We start from the raw sequence: 11,071 nt of genomic DNA on the forward strand, positions 1-11,071 counted from the left end.
GCCGTGTGGACAGGTATGACGTGATAAAAGGATGAATCCGCTTGCTGATAGCGTTTTGTGGAACTAGCGGCGGAGACAAATGCACAGAAGCCGGCTTGTCGGCCGGCCTCTGTTTCAGATGGGTCAGGATGCGCGTGTCAGCGGCTTAGAACCACTGGCCATAGCGCTTGATGTACAGCGTTTTCACCGTTTGCGTCAGCGCCAGGTAGCCCGCCATGGTCAGCAGCAGCCACCAGAAGTAGCTGGTGTCCAGCTGAATGAAGCCCAGCGAGCTTGCCAGCGGCGAGTACGGCAGGTAGCAGGCGATGGCGATGGCCACGCTGGTGGACAGCATCACCGGCAAGGATGCCGTGCTCTGCAGGAACGGAATCTTGCGGGTGCGCAGCATGTGCACCACCAGCGTCTGCGATACCAGGCCTTCGATGAACCAGCCCGAGTTCATGATCAGCTGGCCGCCGTCGCCGCCATGCAGATGGTAGGCCGCGCCGGCGCCGAACACCGTCCACAGCAGGATGTAGGTGGTGATGTCGAACACCGAGGAGGTGGGTCCCAGCCACAGCATGAAGCGCTTGATGTTGCCGGCTTCCCACTTGCGCGGCTTCTTCAGGAAGTCCGGGTCCATCTTGTCCCAGGGCAGGAACATCTGCGACAGGTCGTACACCAGATTCTGCAGCAGCAACTGCATTGCCAGCATCGGCTCCCACGGCAGCCAGGCCGAGGCCACCAGCACCGAGAACACATTGCCGAAGTTGGAGCTGGCGGTCATGTTCAGGTACTTGAGGATGTTGCCGAAGGTCTCGCGGCCGGTGATCACGCCTTCTTCCAGCACCAGCAGGCTCTTTTCCAGCAGGATGATGTCGGCGGTTTCCTTGGCGATGTCGGCGCCGCTGTCCACCGAGATGCCGACGTCGGCGTCGCGCAGCGCCGGGGCGTCATTGATGCCGTCGCCAAGGAAGCCCACGGTATGGCCGTTGGCTTGCAGCGCCTTCACTACGCGGGATTTTTGCAGCGGCGTCAGCTTGGCGAAGATGGTGGTGTGCTTGACGGCGGCGCACAGCGCCACGTCGTCCATGGCCTCGATGTCCTGGCCCAGCAGCGGCTTGCCGGGATTGAGGCCGACATCGCGGCATACCTTGGCGGTGACGATGGGATTGTCGCCGGTCAGCACTTTTACTGTGACGCCGTATTCCTTCAGCGCCAGAATGGCCGGGGCGGCCGAGTCCTTGGGCGGGTCGAGGAAGGTCAGGAAGCCGCGAACCACCAGGCCTTGTTCGTCTGCCGTCTGGTAGGCCGTCTTGCGGGCGTCGGTCGGGATGTGGCGGGTGGCGACCAGCAGCACGCGATAGCCTTCCGCGTTGAACTCCTGGCTCAGGCTCAGCAGGCGGGCGCGCTCCTCGGCGCACAGCGCGCGGATGGACTCGCCATCCTGCACATAGCTGGAAACCGCCAGCATCTCCTCCACCGCGCCCTTGGATACCATCAGCTGCTGGCCATGGCTATCCTGGACGATGACCGACAGTCGGCGGCGTTCGAAGTCGAACGGCAACTCATCGATCTTGGCGTAATCGCGCAGCTTGATGCGTTCGCCGATTTCGTCGGCATGCTCGACGATGGCGATGTCCATCAGGTTTTTCATGCCGCTCTGATGGAAGCTGTTGAGCCAAGCCAGTTGCAGCGTGGTTTCATCCTTGCGGCCATGGATGTCGTAATGATGCTCCAGAATGATCTTGTCCTGGGTCAGCGTGCCGGTCTTGTCGGTGCACAGTACGTCCATGGCGCCGAAGTTCTGCACCGAGTTCAGCCGCTTCACCACCACCTTGCGCCGCGCCATCGCTACTGCGCCCTTGGCCAGATTGGCCGAGACGATCATCGGCAGCATTTCCGGCGTCAGGCCCACGGCCACCGCCAGGGCGAAGGTGAGGGCGGACATCCAGTCGCCCTTGGTGATGCCGTTGATCATGAAGACAATCGGCACCATCACCAGCATGAAGCGGATCAGCAGCCAGGACACGCTGTTGACGCCTTTGTCGAAGCTGGTTTCGATGCGCTTGTGGCTGACCACATTGCGCGCCAGCGAGCCGAAGTAGGTGTCGGAGCCGGTGGCGACCACCACGGCGCGGGCGGTGCCGGACACCACATTGGTGCCCATGAAGCAGCCGTTGGGCAGGTCAAGCAGGCTGGCGTCGCCATTGGCTTGGTCTGCCGCGGACTTGGCGGCCACGGCGCCTAGCGTGTCGTACTTCTCTACCGGCAAGGCCTCGCCGGTCAGCACGGCTTGGCTGATGAACAGATCGCGCGACTCCAGCAAGCGGATGTCGGCTGGAATCATGTCTCCGGCTTGCAGGTGGACGACGTCGCCGACCACCAATTCGCTCATCGGCACTTCCATGCGCAGCGGCGAGGTTTGCGAGGTGGGGCGGCGCTGCACGGTGGCGGTATTGCGCACCAGGGACTTCAGATTTTCCGCGGCCTTGGCGGAGCGGAATTCCTGCCAGAAACGCAGCAGGCCGCTGATGCCTATCATGCTGGCCAGAATGATGACTTTGGTCCAATCCTGATCGCCAGGCGGCGCCATTGCGATATCCATCACATAGCTGATGCCGGCCAGTACGATCAGTACCGCCACAAACGGATTCTTGAAGGCGAGCAGCAGTTGAATCAGCGCGTGAGGCGGCTTGTCGTGAGCCACTTCATTGGGGCCGAATTGGTGCAACCGTTGCGCGGCCTCGGCGGCGGTCAGGCCTTCCGGATGGCTGCGCAGGCGCTTGAAGGTTTCGTCCGCCGGCAATTGGGCTTCGCTGGCCAGCCGGAAGGTTTCCTTGTCGCGGTTCTTGCCCGGGGTGGCGATGAAGCCGCGGTTCTTGTGGTGAGGATGCGTTTGTTTGGTCATGGCAAATCTCCAGGCGCCGTGGGCGTGACCATCCCTGCCGCGAGGCATCGGCGCCGACAATGTGTCAGCTTTTGAGCCGGCTCAAGATATTCCCGCGCCGCCGATTTCGTTGGGCGGCATGCATGGGAAGGGATCAGGAGCAGGCTGAGAAAGCGAGAGAACATTGCCGCCCGCTGGGGAGCTCTATGCGAACTCCCCAGCGGATGGCATCTCATTCAAGGTGCGTTGAATCTATGGCATGCTTGCTCCTGCATGGACGATGCGGACCGGCGCAGGCGCCGGCCCTGGGTTGATTGGGTGAGGGTTTAACGGTCGGCGTACCTTCCCATGGCGGGTGTGGACGCCGACAGGCAATCAAGCTTGACGCGGGTCAGCGGCAGCGTCGCCAGCCTTTGCGCAATGCTTTGCAGGAAGTGCATGCAGGTTTCCGAACCGCAGCGGAAGTCCGCGCTGATCAGCCAGGGCGCCAATGTATGGCTGGCGCCCTGGCTGGCCGGTTGCGGCTGCTCCAGCCATTGCTGGATGCGCAAACCATGCTTTTGCGCCTGGCTGCGGATTTCGCGTCGGGCGACGCCCAGCGACATCGAGGGGCACAGGATGGACAGCTGATAGATCTGTTGCTGGCGTGGGCTGGTGAACAGGTTTTGCATCGTAAGCTCCTGCGTAGGAACATGCCGGCAATGTGCCGGCGGGGTTCGCGTGGCAACAGCCAAGCCGCGCTGCCGGCAAAGGCGGCGACGGAATGGGCGTGTCGGTGCATGGCCGCGTACGGCATGTCCCGACGCTTACGAGGAGGGGAGCAGTGCCTTAGCGGATCGTCAGGGGTTGCGGTCCGGGTTCTTCTGGCATGGTTGGGTTTGGGTGGCTTGGGTCAGTCAATAGAAGGCGGTTATCTGCCGCCTTCCCGTTATGGGCTTAGGCCGCTTTGGCGCGATTGGCCGGGAACAGCGAGCGATGCTGCGCCGGGGCGCTGGTCAGTCGACGACCCCAGTGCACGCGGCGGATTTCCGGCAATTGGCTCAGGCGCAGCGCCATATCGTCCAGGTCCTGGCGGCGGATCAGCGGGCAGCTCAGGATGACGGACAGTTTGCATTGGTTGTCCTGGCTGTCGGGGCCGATGGTGACTTGCGAGGCGCGCAGCCCCAGATCATGCATTTCCCAGAACAAACGCTTGCGCAGCGCGGTAATCACGTTATTTTCGCAAACAATGTTCAGGCGGAATTCCGCGCAGTCTGCAGCTTGGCTGCGATGAAAGAATTTGAGCAGGTGGAAGAATTTCAGGGTTTGCATGTTGAATCCCCCATTATTATTCAACAGGTAATAGCCGCCCCTTTCGATTTAAATAACCGAAATAAGGGAATGATTGTCCAATATCTAAGCGAGCGTATATGGCGCAACTGCAATCAGGCTATTCCCAAGTTGAGGGAGTCAGCCGGCCATGCAGAGATGCGTCGCATCCGCTCGCGGTTCTGGTTCTTCTGGCATGGGAACCTCCTGTGCGAAACGAAAGCTGCGCAAACAATCAATACGGGTGCTGGATCTATCGATGGGGGTGTCAGGCGCGACCAAGCAAACAGTTACCGCAGGGGCGTGCATGGCATGCTCGCCATCCGGGCTGCGTACTGCGAATCTTGGTCGGTATGCTGCTGTCGATGGGAATCGACTTTGAGACACCACATCCTGTCTTGCAGGATGCGGCAGAGAGAAGAGAGTTCGGTCTACTGTTTATCCTGCAAGGCTTACTGCGATCGAAGATCGACTAGAACCGTCGTTGTCCACGGTTTGCCTTTGCAAAATTAATAACAATGCCACTATAAACCGGTTTTGCCGTTTTATCAAATAAAACTGTATTTATATCGGGATAATGTTGGCAATTCAGCAGCCGAGGCAGAATATTCGCCGAGTTAAATCATTTGACATGCGGCCGTGAGGGAAAGAGATTTCATAGTCGCTTGGCGCGGCCATGGCAAGCAGGCGCGCTCCTGGATCCGGATGGACTTTTGAATTGCGGGCAGGGGCGGCAACAGAAAGGGGCGTCCATGGACGCCCCTTTGCCTGTGTTGAGTATGGGACTTTAAAGCCGCTTACACCCCAGCCTCATGCGCCTGAACGTCTGCGTGGTAGCTGGAGCGCACCATCGCGCCGACGGCGGCGTGGACGAAGCCCATTTCGTAGGCTTTTTCCTCGAACATCTTGAAGGTGTCTGGGTGGACATAACGCAGCACCGGCAGGTGGCCGTCGGACGGCTGCAGGTATTGGCCTATGGTCAGCATGTCCACATTGTGGGCGCGCAGGTCGCGCATGACTTCGAGGATTTCCTCGTCGGTTTCGCCCAGGCCCACCATCAGGCCGGACTTGGTCCGGACATTCGGGTTCTTTGCCTTGTAGTCCTTGAGCAGCTGCAGCGAGTGAGCGTAGTCGGCGCCCGGGCGGGCCTGTTTGTACAGGCGCGGCACGGTTTCCAGGTTGTGGTTCATCACATCCGGAGCGTGCGCGGTCAGAATGTCGATAGCGATGTCCAGGCGGCCGCGGAAGTCGGGCACCAGGGTCTCGATCTGGGTGTTCGGCGACAGTTCGCGCACGGCATTGATGCAGTCGGCGAAGTGCTGGGCGCCGCCATCGCGCAGATCGTCGCGGTCCACCGAGGTGACCACCACGTACTTCAAGCGCATCGCGGCCACGCTCTCGGCCAGGTGCTTCGGCTCGTTCGGGTCCAGCGGGTTAGGGCGGCCGTGGCCGACGTCACAGAACGGACAGCGGCGAGTGCAAATGTCGCCCATGATCATGAAGGTGGCCGTGCCTTTGCTGAAGCATTCGCCGATATTGGGGCAGGTGGCTTCTTCGCAGACGGTGTGCAGCTTTTGCTCGCGCAGGATTTGCTTGATTTCGTGGAAGCGCTGGCCATTGGGCAGTTTGGCGCGGATCCATTCCGGCTTTTTCAGCTTTTCTTCCAGCGGCACGATCTTGATCGGGATGCGGGCGGTCTTGGCCGCGCCCTTGTGCTTCACCCCAGCCTGGTTGTCCGGCTTCATGCGGTCTCCTTGCTTATGCTCAGGTGGCGTTCCAGGTGCGGCAGCAGCTTGTCGGCTACTTCGGCGACCGTGAGATTGACGCCCAGATTCTTCATTTGGGTTACCTTGAGGTTGGCGTAGCCGCAAGGATTGATCCAGCTAAACGGAGTCAGGTCCATGTCCACGTTCAGGCTTAGCCCGTGGTAGACGGCGCCGTTCTTGATGCGCAGGCCGAGCGAGGCGATTTTGGCGCCATCGACGTAGACGCCCGGGGCATCGACATCGCCATTGGCGGCGATGCCTTGTTCGGCCAGCATGTCGATGACGGCTTGCTCGATGTGGCGCACCAAGTCGCGCACGCCGATGTGCATGCGCTTGAAATCGATCAGCAGATAGACCACCAGCTGGCCGGGGCCATGGTAGGTGATCTGGCCGCCGCGATCGGTCTGCACCACCGGGACGTCGTTCTGCTGCAGCAGATGTTCCGGCTTGCCGGCCAGGCCTTGGGTGAATACCGGCGGGTGTTCCACCACCCACAGCTCGTCGGCGGTGTGCTCGTCGCGCTGGTTGGTGAAGGCCTGCATGGCGCGCCAGGTCGGTTCGTAATCGACCCGGCCCAGATGTTTGATGATGCGTGGCACCTGAACTCCCGGCGTTTTAGAGGACCATTTTGACCATCGGGTGGCCGGTCAAAGACAGATAAATATTGTCCAACTGCTGGCGCGAAGTGGCGGTGATGGTGACGGTCAGCGCATAGAAGCGGCCGCCCGAGCTTTCGCGCAGCACCACGTCGATCTCGGCGAGATCCGGGGCGTGGATGCGTACCACTTCGGTGATGGTGGAAACGAATGCCTCATGCCGCTCGCCCATGATCTTCAAGGGGAAGCGGCAGGGGAATTCCATCAATTCCTGTTTTTCGTTGGACATGTCTGGCTACTCTTGAATTGCAAAACAGCAGGCCGCGGACAGGCCGCGGCGCTGCAAACTACGGTGCTGCTTTTACTTCCAGCCTAGCAGAAGCTTCAGGCTGTCCCACAGGCGGCTGAAGAAGTTGCCTTCGTCCACCGCCTTCAATGCTACCACCGGACGCTCCAGCAGTGGCTTTCCGTCGAGGGAAACCACCAGCTTGCCCACTACCTGGCCGGCCTTGATCGGCGCGATCAGCGGCTGCGTGGTGGTCATGTCGGCTTTCAGCTTGGCGGCCTGGCCCTTGGCCACGGTGGCGTAGACATCGCTGGCGAAGCCTACCGGCACCACCTTGGCGTCGCCCTTGTACACGGAAACGTCCGATACGCGGGCATTTGCTGCATAAAGTTTGGGCGTGTCGAAGAATTGCAAGCCGTAGTTCAGCAGCTTGGAGCTTTCCACCGCGCGCGCCTCCGGGCTGGCGGTGCCGACGACCACGGAAATCACGCGGCGGCCATCGCGGTGGCTGGAGGTCACCATATTGTAACCGGCGGTGTCGGTGTAGCCGGTTTTCATGCCGTCCACGTTCGGGTCGCGGTACAGCAGCAGGTTGCGATTGGGCTGCTGGATGTTGTTATAGGTAAACGACTTCATCGAGTAGATCGGGTAGTACTCGGGGAAGTCGCGGATCAACGACGCGGCCAGGATGCCCAGGTCGTGCACCGTGGTGTAGTGGCCTTCGTGCGGCAGGCCGGTGGCGTTCTTGAACTGGGTGTTCTTCATGCCCAGCTTCAGAGCCTGTTGCGTCATCACTTGGGCGAATACGTCCTCGCTGCCGGCGATGGCTTCGGCCAGCGTCACGCAGGCGTCGTTGCCGGATTGCACGATCATGCCCTTGATCAGGTCTTCCACCTTGGCCGGGACTTTCGGGTCCAGGAACATGCGCGAGCCTTCGGTCTTCCAGCCGCGCTGCGAAACCGTCAACGTCTGTTCCAACGTCAGGCGTTTCTCTTTCAGCGCCTTGAAGGTCAGGTAGGCCGTCATCAGCTTGGTCAGCGAAGCGGGCTCGATGCGGGAATCGGGATCGCGGGCCGCCAGAACCTGTTGGCTGTTGTAGTCGATCAAGTAATAAGCCTTGCCGGCGATTTCCGGCGCGGGCGGCACAAAAGCGGTGCTGGCAAAACCAAAAGACGGCAGCGCCAGAGCGGCAGCCACCAGGGCAGAAGTGATTGTTTTCATGTTGGAGTGGGCTTGCAAGGGGTCACAAACAGTAGCCGGTGATTATACACGCTGCAGCGAGGGCCGCAGCCCGAAAAAGGCTGTCCGACATTCTGGGGTTTTGCAATGCAGCAAAGAATGCGCGGCCAGCCTCCCGCAGATTTGGAGTTCCTGATACTCTGGCAGTTCAAATACAAGAAACTACCAGGGACCAAGGCATCACCATGAGCGACAAGCATGATTATCTGGAACGCATTCTGACTTCACGGGTTTACGACGTGGCGGTGGAGACGCCGTTGGAGCTCGCGCCCAATTTGTCCCGCCGTTACGGCAACCGCATTTTGCTCAAGCGCGAGGACCTGCAGCCGGTGTTCTCCTTCAAGCTGCGCGGCGCTTACAACAAGATGGCCAAGTTGACGCCGGAGCAGCGCGCTCGCGGGGTGATCACCGCCAGCGCCGGCAATCATGCCCAGGGCGTGGCGCTGTCTGCCAGCAAGCTGGGCTGCGAGGCGGTGATCGTGATGCCGGTAACCACGCCGCAGATCAAGATAGATGCGGTCAGGCAGCGTGGCGGCCAGGTGGTGTTGTCCGGCGATTCCTTCAATGAGGCGTATCTGCATGCCGTAAAGCTGGCTGAGGAAAGCGGTCGTACTTATATTCCGCCGTTTGACGATCCGGACGTGATTGCCGGCCAGGGGACGGTGGGCATGGAAATTCTGCGCCAGCATCCCGACGACCTGCACGCCGTGTTCGTCGCCATCGGCGGCGGCGGCTTGGCGGCCGGTGTGGCCAGCTTCATCAAGCGGCTGAAGCCGGACGTGAAGATCATAGGCGTACAGCCGGTGGATTCCGACGCGATGCGCCAGTCTATAGAGAAGGGCGAGCGGGTCGAGCTGAAAGACGTGGGTTTGTTCGCCGACGGCGTGGCGGTCAAGCTGGTGGGCGAGGAAACCTTCCGCATCTGCCGCGAGCTGCTGGACGAGATCATTCTGGTCGATTCGGACGCCATCTGCGCGGCGATCAAGGACATTTTCGAGGATACCCGCTCCATCGTGGAGCCGGCCGGCGCGCTGGCGGTGGCGGGCGCCAAGGCTTATGTCGAGCGCGAGGGCTGCCGCGACCAGTCACTGGTGGCCATCTCCTGCGGCGCCAACATGAATTTCGACCGTCTGCGCCATGTGTCGGAGCGTTCCGAGCTGGGCGAGCGGCGCGAGGCCATCATCGCCGTCACCATTCCGGAAAAGCCGGGCAGCTTCAAGCGCTTCTGTTCGGTGATTGGTGGCCGCAACATCACCGAATTCAACTATCGCTTTGCCGACCCCAGCGTGGCGCATGTGTTTGTCGGGGTGCAGATCGCCGGCCGCGAGGATGTGGAGAAGTTGCTGAACGACTTGCGCGCGGAGGAGCTCGACGGCATCGACTTGACGGACAACGAGCTGGCCAAGCTGCACATCCGCCACTTGGTGGGTGGGCATGCGCCGCAGTTGAAGGATGAGCGAGTGTTGCGCTTCGAGTTCCCGGACCGTCCCGGCGCCTTGATGCGCTTTTTGGAATCCATGCGCATCGATTGGAATATCAGCCTGTTCCACTACCGCAATCACGGCGCCGACTATGGCCGCGTATTGGTGGGCGTTCAGGTGCCGTCGGGCGACGCCGCTGCCTTCCAGCAATTCCTCGATACGCTGGGATATCCTTATATGGAAGAAACCGACAATCCGGCGTACCGGCTGTTTCTTGGCAAGACCATCCGTTGATGGTGCAATACGTTCTTATATAAATGTTTAAAGTTGAGATCATGATCAAGGCAGTGTTATTCGATCTGGACGGCACGCTGGCCGATACCGCGCGCGACCTGGGCGCGGCGTTGAATCGTTTGCTGGCGGAGGAGGGCATGCCGCCGCAGCCTTATGAGGCCATAAGGCCAGTGGCGAGTCATGGTGCGCGCGGACTGGTCAAGCTCGGTTTCGGCACGGATCTGGACTCGGAGCGGATGGAGGCGCTGCGAGTGCGCTTCATGGATCTGTACGATGCCAATCTGGCGGAAGAGACGACTTTATTCGAAGGTGTGAACGAGCTGATTGCGGAGCTGGATCGGCGCGGCCTGGCTTGGGGCATTATCACGAATAAGTCTATGCGCTTCACTGATCGGCTGGTGCCGTGGCTGCCTTTTTCCATCCCGCCGGCAGTAACGGTCAGCGGCGATACGGTCGGCGTAGCCAAGCCAGATCCGCGGCCGATGCTGCATGCCACTGCGCAAATCGGCATCGAGCCGCAGAGTTGCATGTATGTCGGCGATGCCGAGCGCGATATCCAGGCGGGTCGCGCGGTCGGCATGAAGACCGTCCTGGTCAACTGGGGTTATTTCTCGGCAGAGGATAAGCCGGAGCAGTGGGGGGCGGATGTCGATATCGACCACCCGCTGCAACTGCTAGACCATATATAAGCATCGAAGCAGTGGGGAAAGATTAAACGGGCCGGCAGCAATGCCGGCCCGTTTTTCATGGCGTGTGGGCGGTTTGGGCGGCACGGCCGGGGCGTGCTGCAAAAAAGTCTGTTTTCATATCGTTTTTTCCGTCAGTCACTTACGTGGACTTTCAGGCTGGCAGGCCCGCCGTTGCTCACTTTTTCTCGCAAAAGGTGTTGACGAGGCGCAGGCCCGGGCGTATAGTTCGCCTCCTCAGCTGACGCAGCGAACGAAACAGCGGAAACGAAACGGTTTCCGGTGCGACGAAAACAGCGTCCGGCACTGCTCTTTAACAGAACGAATAACCGATAGGTGTAAGTGCTTGGCGAAAGCCAAACACTTGCACTGCAAGAGATAGGAAATACCAGTTATTTCTTTGAACTTGCGTGCCAGAAAATTTGCTATGAGATTGAACTGAAGAGTTTGATCCTGGCTCAGATTGAACGCTGGCGGCATGCTTTACACATGCAAGTCGAACGGCAGCACGGGAGCTTGCTCCTGGTGGCGAGTGGCGAACGGGTGAGTAATGCATCGGAATGTACCGTGTAATGGGGGATAGCTCGGCGAAAGCCGGATTAATAC

Annotated in this window: 9 protein-coding genes and 1 rRNA gene; 3 read left to right on the forward strand and 7 right to left on the reverse strand. The window is 60.3% G+C overall.

The genetic code is table 11. The features are described 5' to 3' along the window. Positions 1-145: 145 nt before the first annotated feature. The 7 genes from mgtA to QUG01_RS11710 all read right to left on the reverse strand — a co-directional run bounded on the left by mgtA (position 146) and on the right by QUG01_RS11710 (position 8,046). Positions 146-2,890 carry a magnesium-translocating P-type ATPase gene (gene mgtA / locus QUG01_RS11680; RefSeq protein ID WP_500830296.1) on the reverse strand — a complete coding sequence of 915 codons (2,745 nt, stop codon included), beginning with the start codon at positions 2,888-2,890 and terminating at the stop codon, positions 146-148. 305 nt (positions 2,891-3,195) lie between these two features. Further along, positions 3,196-3,540, reverse strand: coding sequence for a hypothetical protein (locus QUG01_RS11685; protein ID WP_500830297.1), 345 nt, complete (start codon positions 3,538-3,540; stop codon positions 3,196-3,198). Between the two features lie 265 nt (positions 3,541-3,805). Continuing rightward, positions 3,806-4,180 carry a hypothetical protein gene (locus QUG01_RS11690; protein WP_500830298.1) on the reverse strand — a complete coding sequence of 125 codons (375 nt, stop codon included), beginning with the start codon at positions 4,178-4,180 and terminating at the stop codon, positions 3,806-3,808. Positions 4,181-4,974: 794 nt separating this feature from the next. After that, positions 4,975-5,922 carry a lipoyl synthase gene (gene lipA, locus QUG01_RS11695; RefSeq protein WP_103321920.1) on the reverse strand — a complete coding sequence of 316 codons (948 nt, stop codon included), beginning with the start codon at positions 5,920-5,922 and terminating at the stop codon, positions 4,975-4,977. Continuing rightward, positions 5,919-6,542 (reverse strand): lipoyl(octanoyl) transferase LipB, encoded by a 624-nt coding sequence (gene lipB, locus QUG01_RS11700; protein WP_103321919.1) that lies wholly within the window; start codon positions 6,540-6,542, stop codon positions 5,919-5,921. The genes lipA and lipB overlap by 4 nt, the downstream gene beginning before the upstream one ends. Before the next feature lie 16 nt (positions 6,543-6,558). Further along, the gene (locus QUG01_RS11705; protein WP_500830299.1) at positions 6,559-6,828 is read right to left on the reverse strand and encodes a YbeD family protein; all 270 of its coding nucleotides are present in this window, start codon (positions 6,826-6,828) and stop codon (positions 6,559-6,561) included. Between the two features lie 72 nt (positions 6,829-6,900). Then, entirely contained in the window at positions 6,901-8,046 is a 1,146-nt protein-coding gene (locus tag QUG01_RS11710) for a D-alanyl-D-alanine carboxypeptidase family protein (RefSeq protein WP_500830300.1), read from the reverse strand. Between the two features lie 203 nt (positions 8,047-8,249). On the opposite strand from QUG01_RS11710, the gene ilvA reads away from it, so the two are divergent. The 3 genes from ilvA to QUG01_RS11725 form a co-directional block, all read left to right on the forward strand. Continuing rightward, on the forward strand, positions 8,250-9,779 hold the full coding sequence (gene ilvA, locus QUG01_RS11715; protein WP_500830301.1) for a threonine ammonia-lyase, biosynthetic: 1,530 nt from the start codon (positions 8,250-8,252) through the stop codon (positions 9,777-9,779). A 41-nt stretch (positions 9,780-9,820) separates the two neighbouring features. Continuing rightward, the gene (locus QUG01_RS11720) at positions 9,821-10,468 is read left to right on the forward strand and encodes an HAD family hydrolase (protein ID WP_500830302.1); all 648 of its coding nucleotides are present in this window, start codon (positions 9,821-9,823) and stop codon (positions 10,466-10,468) included. Between the two features lie 432 nt (positions 10,469-10,900). Then, positions 10,901-11,071, forward strand: a 16S ribosomal RNA gene (locus QUG01_RS11725); the annotation flags it as partial.

This window comes from Chromobacterium sp. CCUG 76385, assembly GCF_059916625.1.

Coding starts and splice junctions, on each gene's coding strand:
- mgtA (WP_500830296.1), bottom strand. CDS start 2,890: ATGACCAAACAAACGCATCCTCACCACAAGAACCGCGGCTTCATCGCC.
- QUG01_RS11685 (WP_500830297.1), bottom strand. CDS start 3,540: ATGCAAAACCTGTTCACCAGCCCACGCCAGCAACAGATCTATCAGCTG.
- QUG01_RS11690 (WP_500830298.1), bottom strand. CDS start 4,180: ATGCAAACCCTGAAATTCTTCCACCTGCTCAAATTCTTTCATCGCAGC.
- lipA (WP_103321920.1), bottom strand. CDS start 5,922: ATGAAGCCGGACAACCAGGCTGGGGTGAAGCACAAGGGCGCGGCCAAG.
- QUG01_RS11705 (WP_500830299.1), bottom strand. CDS start 6,828: ATGTCCAACGAAAAACAGGAATTGATGGAATTCCCCTGCCGCTTCCCC.
- QUG01_RS11710 (WP_500830300.1), bottom strand. CDS start 8,046: ATGAAAACAATCACTTCTGCCCTGGTGGCTGCCGCTCTGGCGCTGCCG.
- ilvA (WP_500830301.1), top strand. CDS start 8,250: ATGAGCGACAAGCATGATTATCTGGAACGCATTCTGACTTCACGGGTT.
- QUG01_RS11720 (WP_500830302.1), top strand. CDS start 9,821: ATGATCAAGGCAGTGTTATTCGATCTGGACGGCACGCTGGCCGATACC.